The organism is Candidatus Aeolococcus gillhamiae (assembly GCF_016464765.1).
Classification (GTDB): Bacteria; Chloroflexota; Dormibacteria; order Aeolococcales; family Aeolococcaceae; genus Aeolococcus; species Aeolococcus gillhamiae.
The window spans coordinates 43,889-57,522 of sequence record NZ_JAEKNS010000100.1 but is presented as its reverse complement, the minus strand read 5'-3'; the positions used below and the strand labels follow the sequence as shown (position 1 = coordinate 57,522).

Annotated in this window: 13 protein-coding genes; 7 read left to right on the top strand and 6 right to left on the bottom strand. The window is 70.5% G+C overall.

Annotated features, from left to right (window positions below; all coding sequences use genetic code 11):
- Both JF886_RS09775 and JF886_RS09770 read right to left on the bottom strand, forming a co-directional pair.
- Entirely contained in the window at positions 1–2,835 is a 2,835-nt protein-coding gene (locus JF886_RS09775) for an ATP-binding protein (protein WP_337311945.1), read from the bottom strand.
- Complete coding sequence (locus JF886_RS09770) at positions 2,832–3,977, bottom strand: metallophosphoesterase family protein (RefSeq protein WP_337311943.1); 1,146 nt, start codon at positions 3,975–3,977, stop codon at positions 2,832–2,834. Before JF886_RS09770 ends, JF886_RS09775 begins: the two co-directional genes overlap by 4 nt.
- Before the next feature lie 237 nt (positions 3,978–4,214).
- On the opposite strand from JF886_RS09770, the gene JF886_RS09765 reads away from it, so the two are divergent.
- Positions 4,215–5,741 carry a GGDEF domain-containing protein gene (locus tag JF886_RS09765; RefSeq protein WP_337311941.1) on the top strand — a complete coding sequence of 509 codons (1,527 nt, stop codon included), beginning with the start codon at positions 4,215–4,217 and terminating at the stop codon, positions 5,739–5,741.
- 58 nt (positions 5,742–5,799) lie between these two features.
- On the top strand, positions 5,800–7,470 hold the full coding sequence (locus JF886_RS09760; protein ID WP_337311939.1) for a DHA2 family efflux MFS transporter permease subunit: 1,671 nt from the start codon (positions 5,800–5,802) through the stop codon (positions 7,468–7,470).
- A gap of 91 nt (positions 7,471–7,561) precedes the next feature.
- Here JF886_RS09760 and accA read toward each other — a convergent pair whose 3' ends face one another.
- Genes accA through JF886_RS09745 form a run of 3 tightly spaced genes read right to left on the bottom strand, consistent with a single transcriptional unit; the run spans position 7,562 to position 10,250 of the window.
- Complete coding sequence (accA, locus tag JF886_RS09755) at positions 7,562–8,380, bottom strand: carboxyltransferase subunit alpha (protein WP_337311937.1); 819 nt, start codon at positions 8,378–8,380, stop codon at positions 7,562–7,564.
- The gene (locus JF886_RS09750) at positions 8,377–9,249 is read right to left on the bottom strand and encodes an acetyl-CoA carboxylase carboxyltransferase subunit beta (RefSeq protein ID WP_337311935.1); all 873 of its coding nucleotides are present in this window, start codon (positions 9,247–9,249) and stop codon (positions 8,377–8,379) included. The genes accA and JF886_RS09750 overlap by 4 nt, the downstream gene beginning before the upstream one ends.
- Positions 9,225–10,250 (bottom strand): beta-ketoacyl-ACP synthase III, encoded by a 1,026-nt coding sequence (locus JF886_RS09745; RefSeq protein ID WP_337311933.1) that lies wholly within the window; start codon positions 10,248–10,250, stop codon positions 9,225–9,227. The genes JF886_RS09750 and JF886_RS09745 overlap by 25 nt, the downstream gene beginning before the upstream one ends.
- 101 nt (positions 10,251–10,351) lie before the next feature.
- Between JF886_RS09745 and JF886_RS09740 the strand changes: the two genes are divergently transcribed.
- The gene (locus JF886_RS09740; protein WP_337311931.1) at positions 10,352–10,777 is read left to right on the top strand and encodes a hypothetical protein; all 426 of its coding nucleotides are present in this window, start codon (positions 10,352–10,354) and stop codon (positions 10,775–10,777) included.
- Here JF886_RS09740 and JF886_RS09735 read toward each other — a convergent pair.
- The gene (locus JF886_RS09735; protein ID WP_337311929.1) at positions 10,770–11,270 is read right to left on the bottom strand and encodes a hypothetical protein; all 501 of its coding nucleotides are present in this window, start codon (positions 11,268–11,270) and stop codon (positions 10,770–10,772) included. The genes JF886_RS09740 and JF886_RS09735 overlap by 8 nt on opposite strands.
- Positions 11,271–11,389: 119 nt before the next feature.
- On the opposite strand from JF886_RS09735, the gene JF886_RS09730 reads away from it, so the two are divergent.
- From JF886_RS09730 to JF886_RS09715, 4 genes are all read left to right on the top strand, one after another.
- Positions 11,390–11,527, top strand: a complete 138-nt coding sequence (locus JF886_RS09730) for a hypothetical protein (protein WP_337311926.1) — start codon at positions 11,390–11,392, stop codon at positions 11,525–11,527.
- Between the two features lie 66 nt (positions 11,528–11,593).
- Positions 11,594–12,256 (top strand): QcrA and Rieske domain-containing protein, encoded by a 663-nt coding sequence (locus JF886_RS09725; protein ID WP_337311924.1) that lies wholly within the window; start codon positions 11,594–11,596, stop codon positions 12,254–12,256.
- 40 nt (positions 12,257–12,296) lie between these two features.
- On the top strand, positions 12,297–13,028 hold the full coding sequence (locus tag JF886_RS09720; protein WP_337311922.1) for a cytochrome b N-terminal domain-containing protein: 732 nt from the start codon (positions 12,297–12,299) through the stop codon (positions 13,026–13,028).
- Between the two features lie 84 nt (positions 13,029–13,112).
- On the top strand, positions 13,113–13,625 hold the full coding sequence (locus JF886_RS09715) for a cytochrome b family protein (protein WP_337311920.1): 513 nt from the start codon (positions 13,113–13,115) through the stop codon (positions 13,623–13,625).
- Positions 13,626–13,634: the final 9 nt, after the last annotated feature.

The following is a 13,634-nucleotide window of genomic DNA, read 5'->3' as shown; positions in this document are numbered from 1 at the left end:
CTAGAGGACGCGGACCCGCGCCACCGCTCGTCCGGTCGCCTCGATGGTGGCCGTGGCCCCGGGCATGGTCAGCACGGCCGGTGCCTCGTCGTCGCACACCTCTTCGAGCGCAGCCACGAGCGTGGGGTCAGACGTGCTCAGCACGACCTGGTTGGTGGCGGAGAGGTTCCAGAGGAAACGCAGGGCGGTGGCGCGCCGTTGCGGGTCGGCGCTCAGCAGCGGCTCGTCGAGCAGCAGCGGCACCTCCTCACCGGCGTCGCTGAGCACCTCGGCAAGAGCCAGCCTCAGCAGCAGCGAGACCTGGTCACGCGTGCCGTGGGAGGCCAGCTCGAGGGGCACCAGGTCGGGACGGTCGGGACCAAGCAGCGATACCTCGAAGTGCGCGGTGTCGACGTTCACAGCCGAGTAGCGGCCCTCGGTCAGCAGAGCAAGCCGCTCGGCGACGGAGGATGCCAGGCGGGGAGCCAGGTCGCGATGGATGCTCTTGGTCGCGGTCTCGACCAGCTCCGCCGCCGCGCGCAGGGCGGCGAGCTGGTGCAGGCCCCGGTCGCGCGCGGCCAGGCAGGCGGCGCGCTCGTCCTCAAGGTCTGCTAGCGAGGTCGCGCTGCCGCGCATCTCGCAGAGGCGTGCGCGGAGCGAGGCCGCGGCCGTCGAGGCGGCGACCGCCCCCTGGCGGGCGTGTTCGGCCTCGGTCTCCAGGTCGTGCAGGCGCGAGTGATCGAGGGGCTCGGACACGGCGACCTCGGCGGGGTCCCCGCCGCGGGCGGTGAGCCGGGCCTCGAGGTCCGCGGCGAGGCGCCTCAGCGAGGCGACGTCGGCGCCTAGCGAGGTGTGCCGGCGGAGCTCCGCGAGTCGCCGGACCGCGAGGTCGTGCCGGCGGCGGCCCACGCAGCCGGCACGGAACGCCGCCACCGCCTCGGCCACCGGCAGCGACGCGTCGACGACGGCCATCTCCAGGATGCGGCGCAGCTGCGCCACCGCCGCCGCGGCCGAACGGTCACGCTCCCCCCACTCGGTGGCCAGGCGATCGAGGTCGTCCTCACGCTGCTCGAGGACGGTGTCCTCAGCGCTGAGCTCCTCGCGCCGCCGTTCGATGCCGGCAGCGCCGGCGACGGCGTCGAGCACCACCCGGACGGCCTCCTCGGCGCCGCGCGGCGCGTTGCGAGCCCGGGGCAGGCTGAGCTCGCAACGGGTGGCCAGCGCGGCGGCGAGCTCGGCCAGCTGACCGAGACGCAGCTCGGCCGTGTCCACCTCCTCGGCAAGCGTCTCGATGCGGAGCTCCTCACGCTGCAGCTCGAGGTGCAGGGCGCGGAGCTGCGGCAGCCGCTCGGCGAGACGTTCGAGCCCTTCGGCATCGACGGCCACGCCCGGGCACAGCCGCCCCAGCCGCCGCCGGGCGTGCTCGGCATCGCCGGCGACGAGGCGGTCGACGGCGAGCACCACCAGCGTCGCCAGCAGCGCCACGCCGCCGGCGATCAGCGCCGTCACGGTGTGCTTCGACGCCGCCGCCACCGCGGCGGTGACCGCTCCGGCGAGCAGTGCGAGCGTGGCCACCAGCTTGGCGACGCGGCTGGACCTGGGCCCCCGGGCGGTGTCGACCAGCTCCATGGCCGCCTCCACCCCGGCGGCGCTCGTCCCGGCGATGCCGGTGGCGGCGATCTCACGGCGCAGTGCTTCGCGACGGCCGGCGGCCGCGGCCAGCTCGTCGCTGCGGCGCCGGCCGGCGAGGGTCTCGGTCAGGTCGTGCTCCAGGGCTGACGCCGCCACGAGGGCGTGGGCCTCGACCAGCACGGTCCGGCCCAGCGCGCGGAGGCCGGCGGCGATCTCGGCGCGGCGGCGCTTCACCTCGGCAAGGTGGGGGGCGGCGGCCTCTGCCCGGGCCTGCGCCTCGTCCGCGCACCGCTTCGTTTCCTGCACCTCGGCGGCCAGGGCGGCCACCCGGTCCTCGTGCTCCAGCGGGAACCGTGCGAGGTGGGCGGTGCCCTCGATCTCCGCTGCCACCTGGACCATCTCGGCGTCAACGGCCTCGAGGTCGGCGCGCTGGGCGTCGATGGCGGCGAGCCGCCCCAGCAGCCAGCGGCGTTCCGCGTCGGCTCGGCGTTCGTCGGCACGCGTCGCGTCGCCTTCGAGCGAGCGCAACCGCTCCTCTTCTGCTGCGAGGGAGCGCAGCCGGCGTCGCGCGTCGTCGACCTGCACGTCGAGCTGGCGGAGTCGGTTGACCGCACGACCCAGGGGACTGCCCGAGCGGCGCTCCGAGCCCACCCGGGCTGTCGCGTCCGAGATGGCGGCCAGGGCCTGCGCGGCGGTGGTCTCGTCGCCCGAGTCGGCGAGCCGTTCGATCGCCTCCTGCACCACTGCGGCCCGCGCCGTCGGGGTGTCCCCGGCACCGAGGCGCAGCCCGTCCTCGCCGACGCACGCGCTGGCGCAGAAGACGGTCTCGTCGACGCCGAGGTGCAACTGTCCCGGCGCCACCGACCGGCCGACGCGCACCTCGGCGGTCACGTCGCCACCGCCGATCTCGTGCACCTGGCAGGTGTGCTCGCGCTGCTCGAGCCGTCGGGCGACGCGCAGACGTCGGCCGCCGGCGAGCTCGTAGGTCAGCACCACCGAGTACTCGCCGCCGCTCCACGGGGTCCAGCGCGTCCAGTCGCTGCGCTCGGTCGGCCGTCCCGGACCGCCCACGTCCAGGCCGTACAGCGCTGCGCGCAGCGCGCGGTGGACGGTGGACTTCCCCGACTCGTTCTCGCCGAGCAGCACGGTCATGCGCGGGTGGAAGTCGATCTCCACGTCGCGCAGGCGTCCGAAACCGCCGATCTCCAGCCGCTCGAGCCTCATCGCAGTCCGATCTCGGCGCCGCCGAGTGCCTGGAGGCCGTAGCGCAGCGCGTCGTCGAGCACGGCACGCTCCGCCTCGTCCGCCGCTGCGACAGCCTCGGCCAGCGCGCGCGCGAAGGCTCCCCGCACGGTCGCGTCGCCGGCGATCGCGGCCACGCTCAGCGCCGGGCTGGTGAGGTCGCGCACCCGCACACCGGCCGCCCCGGACCCATCACGGATCGACGTCTCGACCGTGAAGCTGTCGGTGGAGACGGCCTGGTCGATCTCCCCGACCAGGTCGAGGCGGAGCATGGTTCGCTCGGGGTCGAGCCCGGCGCAGGCCACCGCGGCGGCCGCGGCGGCGGCGTCGACGACGTCGGCGAGGCTGCGCGCGCCGGAGACATCGGCGACTGCGGTGCGCGCGGTCCACCGGTTGTCGTCGATCGGCTCGTACGACACCGCGCCGTCGCCGGCGATGGTCACAAGCACAGGACCGCGCGGTTCGGACTCATCGAAGGTGAGTGGTTCCGGGCTGCCCGGGTAGAGCAGTCGCGAGGCTTCGTCGACCCGGCGCCGGTGGTAATGGCCGCAGAGCGCGGCGGCGAACCCGCGCTCGCGCACATCGGCGGCGTGGAACGGGCCGTGGATCGACTTGCCGTCCGGCCGTGAGCCCAGCTCGGCCCCGTGGAAGAGGGCGAGGTTGACGTCATCACCGCCTGGCGGGGGGCAGGCCAGCGGATCGCCCTGCCAGGCCGGCTCGAGGTGGGCCAGCCCCCAGACGGTCAGCCCGTCGGCAAGGTGATGGGGGCGCAGCTCGCTGCTCTCGAAGATGTGCACGTTGCCGGGCCAGTCGGTGCGGCTGTAGATCGAGCCGGCCAGGAGGGCATCGTGGTTGCCGGGCGCCACCAGCACCTGCAGCGGCGCCCAGGACGCGAACGTGTCGACGAGGAACTGGGCGGTGTCGGCGCCGGCGCGATCGTGCTCATAGAGGTCGCCGCCGATGGTGACGGCCGTGCAGCCGCGGTCCTGGGCGGTGCGGCCGGCACGCCGAAGGGCCTCGCGCAGGCCGAGACGACGACGAATCGCCAGCTCCCCCTGGATGCCCATGCCGGCGAAGGCACGATCGAGGTGCAGATCAGCGATGTGGAGAAGACTGGTGCTCATGCGTGGGGGGCGTCGGCGACGGGTTGGACTGCGAACGTCAGTTCGTGTGCGCAACGCTATCACGCCTGGCAGCAGCCTACAAGCGGCCCTGCGCGAGTCCGTAACGAAAGGTCTCCCACAACTCCGCGTCTGAAAAGATAGGCATTCATTGAATGCCGCAATCGCGGCAGGGATGGCTCAGAGGGCATCGTGGGAAGAGCGTCGGCTGCGTCGCGCCGTGCCGCTGGATTTGCGGTCGTGCTGGCGCTCGCGGCCGCCCTGGCGCGCCTGCTGTCGCTGTCGCTTCCCGCCGCCCAGCGGGGCGGCGAGATCGGCCTTGGCATCGGACTGGCCGTGTACGCCGTCGCGGCGAGCCGGGTGAGTCGTCACGACTGGATGGGCGGCGACCTCGCCGTGATCGGGCGCGGCCTGATCCTGGGCGTCATCGCCGCCTTGATGGTCGGGCTGGCCGCCGGGCACTTCGACCGCCTCGACGTGGTCACCGTCCTGCTCTTCACCGCGGTTCAGCTCAGCGCGCCGCCGCGTGCCCGTGCCTGGGCGGTGCTGGCGGCGACAGTGCTCGTCGACGGTGCATTCGCCGCCGTCTGGCTCCACTGGCTGCAGAGCGACGTCCCGACACTCCTCTTTGCGATCGCTTTCATGACCGCACTGCAATTGATCGTGATCGCCCAGGCGAAGGCCGCCGGGGCCAGCGCCGAATCGGACAAGCTGCGCAACTCCGCACACGCGGCCACCGCGGAGCGCGTGGGCACCGCCATCGACGTCCTCGGGGTCACCCGCGCGGTCCTCGAGACCAGCCGCGAGTCCTACCCCATGGTCACTCACGCGGCCGTGCTCCTCTACGACGCCGTTGCCGATCGGCTGCGGCCGCTGTCGCTCTACCTCGGACCCGACGGCGTCGGCACGCTCGACGCCGACAACCTCGATTTCACGCTCGCCCCCGGTGAGGGGTTGGCCGGGCGTATCTTCTCGGCCAGCCGCCCGATGCTCTGGCCGACGGCGTACGACGTGCACATGGCCCAGTCCAACCTGGGCGAGCAGGTGCGCGAGCAGGTGCTGGAGCTGCGGCGAGGCGTCCCCCTCTGCGCCATCGGGGCGCCGCTGATCATCGAGGACGAGGTGATCGGGGTCTACGTGCTCACCTCGCATCGCCAGGAGCTGGTCTGGGGCGAGGAGGAGATCCCCGTGGTGTCAGCCCTCGCCGGCGAGGCGGCGCGGGCCATCGAGCGCGCGCGGCGGTACGAGCGCGAGCTCGACCAGGCCCACCTCGACAGCATCACCGGCCTCGCCAATCACCGCCAGCTCACCCGCACCCTGGACCAGGAGGTGGCGCGCGCACGGCGGCGCACCACTCCGCTCGGGGTGGTGTTCTGCGACCTCGACCGTTTCAAGGCGGTCAACGACACGTACGGCCACGCCGCCGGCGACCGTGTGCTCACCATTCTTGCGCAGGTCTTCCATGACCTGCTGCGCCGCGAGGACTCGGCGGCGCGCTACGGTGGCGACGAGTTCGTCTGCGTTCTTCCCGGCGCCGACGACGTCGAGGCGTCCGCGGTCGGGCTGCGCATCAGCACCTCGTTCGAGGTGCGCGTCCGCGAAGACGCCGAGCTGACCAGGGCGGGCGTGACCATTTCGTGCGGTGTCGCGATCTTCCCCGACGACGCCGACGACGTCGACGGGCTTCTGCAGCACGCCGACGCCGCCATGCGCCGCGTCAAGGCCGGACACCGCGCCGGAATGGCGGAGGGCTGGCGCGCCCGGTGACCGGTACCGAGCGGGCCGCCGGGGCTGGCGCGAACCGGCAGCAGGTATCGTGACCCCCATGTCCGAGACGACGGTGGTCGAACGTCCGCCCGGCCAGGACGAGGTGCGCGTCACCAACACCCGGGTCGGCCGGTTCGACTACAAGTGGGTTGCTCTCGCCGTCGTGCTGACCGGCACCATCATGACGATCCTCGACTCGACGATCGTCAACATCGCCATCCCCACCCTGCAGCACGACCTGCACGCGGGCAGCTACACCGACATTGCCTGGGTGGTCACCGGTTACCTGGTCGCCCAGGGTGCGGTGATCCCGCTCACCGGCTGGGCCACCGACCGCTGGGGAACCAAGCGGCTGTACCTGATCACCATCGTCACGTTCACGATGGCGTCGATGCTCTGCGGCATCTCGCAGAATCTCGGCGAGCTGATCCTGTTCCGCGTCATCCAGGGCGTGGGCGGAGGCATGCTGATGCCGATCGGCATGACCATCATCCTGCAGGCCGTGGGGCCGCAGAACATGGGCAGGGTGATGGGGATCTTCGGAGTCCCCATGCTGATCGCGCCAGCCATCGGCCCGGTCCTCGGCGGTTGGTTCGTGCAGGACTTCACCTGGCGGCTGATCTTCTACGTCAACGTTCCCATCGGCATCATCGGCTTCATCGCGGCGTCGCGGTTCCTGCGCGAGTCGCACCGCACGGCCAAACTCCGGCTCGACGCGCTCGGGTTGATCACCGGCGTGCCCGCCATCCTCGCGCTGATGTACGCGGTCGACCGCAGCACATCTCTCGGCTGGGCGTCGGCGCTGGTGGTGTCGCTGCTGGTCGCCAGCGTCGTGCTGATGGGCATCTTCATCGTGCGCCAGCTCACCACGCGCGAGCCGTTGCTGCAGCTCTCGCTGTTCCGCGACCGCACGTTCTCGTGGGCGATGGTGCTCAGCTTCATCGTGGTCACCGCCATGTTCGGCACCATGCTGCTGCTGCCGCTTTACCTGCAGGAGGTGCATGGCTACGACGCCATCGAGACCGGCCTTCTGCTCCTGCCCCAGGCGGGGATGGCCGCGGTGTCGATGCCGCTCGGCGGGTATCTCACCGACAGGCTCGGACCCAAGCCGGTGGTCGCCACCGGGTTGCTGCTGCTCACCGTCGGCAGCGTGGTGCTCGCGCAGGTTCATTACGACTCATCGAATTGGCTGGTGATCAGTGCGCTGATGCTGCGCGGCTTCGCCATGGGCTTCGCGATGATGCCGACGATGGCGGCGGCGATGGCGCGCGTGCCGCGTCGCTACACCTCGCGCGCCTCGAGCATCACCAACACCTTCCAGCGCGTCTCATCGTCGGTGGGCATCGCCATCTTGGTGACCGTGCTCGCCGCGCAGTTCGGGACCGCAGCGAAGCAGACGTCGTGCGCGCCAGCGGCCAACGTCGTCGACGCCGCGGCCATCACGCTGCACAGGTCAGGTCTCACCGCGGCGCAGTACTGCAGCGTCCTGCAGCAGGGAGTCGTCGCGTCGTCCGCACAGCAGAGCGCTGGGAGCACGCTGCCGAGCACGGGCAACGTCACGCTGGACGCCTTCAACCACGCCTACGCGGGCAGCGTCTTCAGCGATGCGTTCGATCGCACCTTCGTACTGATCGCAATCCTGTCCGCAATCGGGATCGTCCCGGCCTTCTTCCTGAAGCGGCCCGAGCGCGGGGCCAGCGACGCCGCCGCCATGGAGATGGCCGCCTAGGGCGAGAGGGGAACTGCGTTCCCCCCTCGGGCACCCCCCAACTCAGAGGTCTCAGCTCCGGCGACGTGAAGTCGCCTGCGCTGAGGGGATTTCAGTCTCCCGCGCGGCGATACCGGTCGGTGCGCTCCATGAGAAGTGTGTCGACGTCCTTGGCACAGAGCTCGTCGAGGTGGCGCACCAGGGCTCCGCGCAGCGCGGCGATGCAGAGGGAGGAGTGGGCATGGGCGCCCGGTGACGGTTCGGGGATCAACTCGTCGATGAGGCCGATGCCATGCGCGGTGGCGACTCCCGGTCGCAGCGCCGCGGCTGCACGGCCACGTTGTCCGGCGTCGCGGTAGAGGATGGCGGCGCAGGTCTCCGGTGGAGCCACCGTGTAGACCGCGTTCTCGAACGCGAGCACGCGATCGGCGAGGGCCAGCGCCAGCGCGCCCCCCGAGCCGCCCTCGCTGAGCACTGCGCTCACTACCGGGACGCGCAACTCGAGCATGGTGATCAGCGACTGGGCGATCGCCCAGGCCTGGCCGCGCTCCTCGGCACCGACGCCGGCGTGCGCCGCGGGCGTGTCCACGAGGCAAACCACCGGCATACCGAACTTCTCGGCAGTGCGCATCAGCCTCTGTGCTTTGCGATATCCCTCGGGGTGGGGCATGCCGAAGTTGTGCACCGCACGGCTGATCGCGTCGGTCCCCTTCTCCTGGCCGATGACCATCACCCAGCGCTCGTCGAGTAGCGCCGGGCCGCCGACCACGGCACGGTCGTCGCCGAAGAGGCGGTCACCGCGCAGCTCCGTCCACTCCGTGAACGCTGCAGCGATCACCTGCAGAGCGCGGGGACGTCCCGGGTTGCGCGCCAGCTCGACGGCTGCGAATGCGACGCGCTCGCGCTCGGCGGTCTCTGTGGTGACAGTCATCGCGGCGCCGTGAACCCGATCAGCAGCCGCTCGATGGTGTCGCGCAGGGCGCGGCGCTCGACCACCGCGTCGACCATGCCGTGGGCGAGGAGGAACTCTGACGTCTGAAAACCCTCTGGCAGACGATCGTGGCTGGCCTGCTCGATGACCCTGCCGCCCGCAAAACCGATGCGCGCGTGCGGTTCGGCGAGGATCACGTCCGACTGCACGGCGAAGGAGGCGGTGACCCCTCCGAAGCACGGGTCGGCGAGCACCGAGACGTACGGGAGCCCGGCGCGCGCCACGCCCACCACGCCCGCCGAGCAGCGTGCCATCTGCGCCAGCGAGGCGATCCCCTCCTGCATGCGCGCCCCGCCCGAGGTGCAGACGGCGATCAGCGCGCGCTGCTCAGCAACGGCGAGGTCACAGGCGCGCGCGAACTGCTCGCCGGCGGCGCTACCGAGTGAGCCGCCGAGGAAGCCGAAATCCATGCAGGCGAGCACCACCGGGACGGCACCGATGCCGGCCCTGGCGATGACGAACGTCTCCTCGAGCTTGGTGCGCTCGCGCGCCTCGGCGACTCGCGAGGGATAGGGGACGCCGTCGTCGAAGCCGAGCGGGTCGCGGTCGTCGATGTGCATCCGGATGATGTCCAGGGTTCCGGTGTCGGCCAGCTGGTCGGCGCGCGTGACCGCAGGAACCACGGCGTGACGTCCGCAGGCCGGGCACACGCGGAGGTGCTTCTCGAAGCGGGCCTCGACGAAGCGTCGCCCGCAGCTGCGGCATTCGACCGTGCCGGCGGGGGCGACAGGGCGGAGCTTGGGACCGGGAGCGGCGAGCGGGCGGGCCGCTTCACGCCCTCCCGTCACAGGGAGGGGTTGCCGGTCCATTCGAGGGCCACGCCGCCCCAGGTGACCCCGCTCCCGAACGCCACGCTGATGATCTTCTGGCCGGGCTGGAGACGCCCGGCGGCGGCGGCCTCGTGGATGGCCAGCGGGATCGATGCCGCGCTGGTGTTGCCCACCCGTTCGACGTTGAGGATTACCCGAGCCATGGAAACACCAAGCCGCTTGGCCGTGGCCTCGATGATGCGCAGGTTGGCCTGGTGGGGGATGAACCAGTCGACGTCGTCGGGGCTCCAGCCGGCGTCATCGCAGAGCTGCGTGGCCGCCCCGCTGAGGCGCTCGACCGCGAAGCGGAAGGTGCCGCGGCCGGACATCCGGATCGCGCTCGGCCCCTGGGGGTCATCCTCACGGGCGCCGAAGTAGATGAGGTCGGCCTCGCCGCCGTCCGCCGCCCAGCGCACCGCGCGGATGCCGCCGTCGCCGGCCCCGCTCCCGACAATGGTGGCGGCGGCGCCGTCGCCGAAGAGCACGCAGGTGGAGCGGTCGGTGTAGTCGACCATCGGGGTGAGGGCCTCGCTGGCCACGACCAGGACAGTGCCGAGCGTGTGGCTGCGGATCATCGAGTCGGCAAGCGCCAGCGCGTACACGAAACCGGAGCATGCCGCGTTGATATCGAACGCGGGCATGCCGGTGAGGCCGAGCCGCTGCTGGATGCGGCAGGCCACTGACGGGAGGCGGGTCTCGGCGCTGCAGGTTGCAACGATGATCGCGTCGACGACGGGATTGCCTGCCCGTGCGAGGGCCTCGGCTGCCGCGCGCGCGCCCATAGCCGCGACCGTCTGCCCGGGCGCCACGCGGCGGCGCTCGCGGATGCCGGTGCGCTCGACGATCCAGGAGTCGGAGGTCTCGACCATCGCCTCCATGTCGGCGTTGGTGAGCACGCCGTCAGGGATGTACGCGCCGAGGGAGAGAATCTGGGCCACCGGGGTGGCCGTCCCGCCCGTCGCCGTGGTCCTGAGGGCGTGGGAGAGGGGGGCGGTGGGCATCGTCTGAACACAAGCCTACCCGTCGGCGGGTAGTTACGGGGCTGCCGCCGGCGGCGCCGAGCTCCCCGCCGGCGCGTGGCTTCGTTGTATCTTTGCGGGCGATGCACGTGCTCGCCGATTCCGGAAGCGCATTCGCGATCAACGGCTTCGCCGGCCTCACCGGCGCGCAGCAGCTCAGCTTCTGGTTCTCGTTCATCCTCTTCAACGGTTACGTGGGCCTGGAGGCTGTCTGCCTGGCCGCCTTCTACTTCGCGGCGCGGCCGCGGAGTGGCAGCCCCAACCCGGCGGCGATCTGGTACTTCATCGCCGCGCTGTGGGTGGTCATGTCGTTCATCACCACGGTCTGGGCAGCGCCAGCCGAGAAGGCGTTCCTCGACGACAGCGGCACCTCGCTGGCCGTCGGTACGAAAGCCATCAAGGAGTTCATGGGCCTCGGCTTCGCAGGCATCGCGGTCATGTGCCTGCTCATCGGCGCCCTGTCGACGGTCCAGCGCAAGCGCAGAGCCGCCCAGACGCTCGTTATCTGAGCGAGAAGCTGAGGATCGCGGCGGGGTTGAGCAGCGCGAACTGACGCTGGACCGCGTGGGTCCCTGAGCTGATCGCGGTCACCCACAGGGCGGACACGTTGGTCACCGGGATGAAGTCGCCGGGGAAGCGCTCGAGGTGGTCCTGCAGGGTGTGGCGCGGCTCCACGTGGACGTCGCCGACCATCGAGAAGGCCTGGGTGTTGATCGACGCCGGGTGGGCGACCTTCTCTCGCCACAGCGCCGGGTTGCCGTCGCCGGCGTCGTCGAGCGGGCAGATCAGCACCACCCCTGCCTTGGCGACCGTGACCACGGGCTCCGTGCGGCTGAGGATGGGGTAGCTCACCGAGAGTGGCTCGGCCCGGCAGTTGCGGAGGTGCAGGAAGTCCCCGAAGCGGTTGACGGCGTCGCTGACCCGGTCAGGCCGGACGATCTCCATCTCGCCGGTGACCTGGATGAAGGTCGAATAGATCTCGAGGGTGCGCCAGTCGCTCATGGCGCGATGACGGTAGCAGCGGGCGCAGCATTGTGCCCGAACCCGTCAAGAGGCAGGCCGCCTCTACCGTCGCTTATCCTGTGCGCCGTCGCGTCCGAGGTCGGCTGTCTTGGGAAAAAATGGTCGAACGCTTCATCCTCGCTGTCCGCTCCGACTTCGGGTGCCTGGTCATCATCGTGGCGTTCGTGGTGATCATGATCTCCACGATCGTCTTCGCCAACATCATCACGCCGCCGTCGAACAACCCGTTCGTCTGACGCAGTGGCTCAACCGCCCGCCGCTAGAATCCCGTCTGTCGCCGTTCTCCCCGTCCTGAGGCTCTCATGGCGCTGAACCCGTACGACACGCCCCGCGGCCGGATGCGCTCGCGTGTCGAGACAACGCGCCGGCAGTTCCTGCTGCTGGTCGGCTCGGTGGGAGCGTTGGGGGCCACCCTGTTCGGCGGCATCGAGCTGCTCAAGTTCATGTTCCCCGCGGCAACGCTCGAGGCGCCGCCTCAGTTCAAGACCGGCTTCACCGTCTCCGACCTCACCGGCAACGGGACTCTCAAGGTCAATGTCCAGAGCGACACAGCCAACCGGGTCACCATCGTGCTCGATTCCACCGGGATCTACGCCGTGTACCTGGTGTGCACGCACCTCGGCTGCACGCCCAACTACGTGAGCGACGTGACCAGCGGCACCGGGGTCGCGGACAGCTCGCAAACCGTCGCCCAGCACTACACCGCCGAGGCCGGGGCGATCACCACGCGCAACGGCTGGGCCTGCCCGTGCCACGGCAGCCGCTACTACATCGATTCGACCAACTTCTACGGCCCGGCGCCGCGGCCCATGGACTGGGTGGACATCCAGGTCACCCCGGACAACCACTTCGTCGTGAACCGGGCTGCCATCACCGTGTACCGTCAGGCCGGCGAGAGCATCGTGCCCAAGTGGCGGCTGGATCCGAAGACCGGCAAGAGCAACGGCAAGACGGTCGGGGTGTGACGGCGATGATCGGAGAGAGCGGACCGATGGAGGAGGAGCGGTGAGCGCCCGTCCCACCGAGGGCAACCCTCTGCGCGCGTTCGCGGCCCAGATCTGGGGGTCCATCTTCCGGCACGGCCTGCCCACCACCGACAAGGTCGCGGCACGCACGGCGCTCACCAACTTCTTCCTCCACATCCATCCGGTGCGCGTCAAGACGTCGGCGATCCGGGTCAGCTACACGCTCTGCCTCGGCGGCCTCTCCTTCTTTCTCTTCATCCTGCTGACCATCAGCGGACTCTTCCTGATGTTCTATTACATCCCGTCGGTGGACCAGGCCTACCAGAACATCAAGGACCTGCAGTTCGTCGCCACCTTCGGCCTGGTGATCCGCAACCTGCACCGCTGGGCCGCGCACGGCATGGTGATCACGGTCTGGCTGCACATGGCCCGGGTGTTCTACCAGGGGTCATACAAGCCGCCGCGCGAGTTCAACTGGGCGATCGGCACCTTCCTGCTCCTGATCACGCTGCTGCTCTCATTCTCGGGCTACCTGCTGCCCTGGGACCAGCTCGCCGTGTGGGCGATCACCGTCGGCACCAACATGGCCAAGTACGCGCCCATCGCCGGCCCGTACACCCGCTACCTGCTCCTCGGGGGCCGCAACGTCGGCCAGGGAGCGCTAATACGCTTCTATGTCTTACACGTCGTCGCCCTGCCCCTCATCGGGTTCATCCTGATGGTCATACACTTCTGGCGCGTCCGCAAAGACGGGTTCACGGGAGGCCTGTAAGCGATGGCGACGGTTGTTGGTGACGGCTCTGGCGCACCAGGCGAGGGGGCGGCGGTCCCACTCGATCGAACCGCGGCTCCGGCCGTGCGCACCCCTCGTCCGCGCGGCACGGGCCCCGAGCTGGCGGCGATGCCGCTGGTGGTGCGCCGCCGCGAGGAGGAGGAGACCGTGGTCACCTTCCCGGCGCTGGTCTGGAAGGAGTTCCTCGCCGGGCTGGCGGCGTTCATCTTCCTGCTCGCCGTGTCGATCCAGGTCAACGCCCCGCTCCTCCAGCGCGCCAACACCGCGATCACCCCAAACCCGGCCAAGGCACCCTGGTACTTCCTGGGCCTCCAGGAGCTGCTCGAGCGCTTTCCCCCCGTCATGGCGGGAGTGGCCTTCCCCAGCTTCGTGATCATCTTCATGCTGCTGACCCCGTACCTTGATCGCAACCCGAGTCGCCGCCCCCAGGACCGCAAGGTGGCCATCGCCCTGTTCACCATCTACCTCTGCCTGGCCGTCTGCTTCGTGGTGATCGGTGTCTTCTTCCGCGGCCTCGCCTTCAACTGGGACTGGACGCGCATCCTTGGCCATCCCGGGGTCAAGCCGGCGGTATGAACAGGTGGG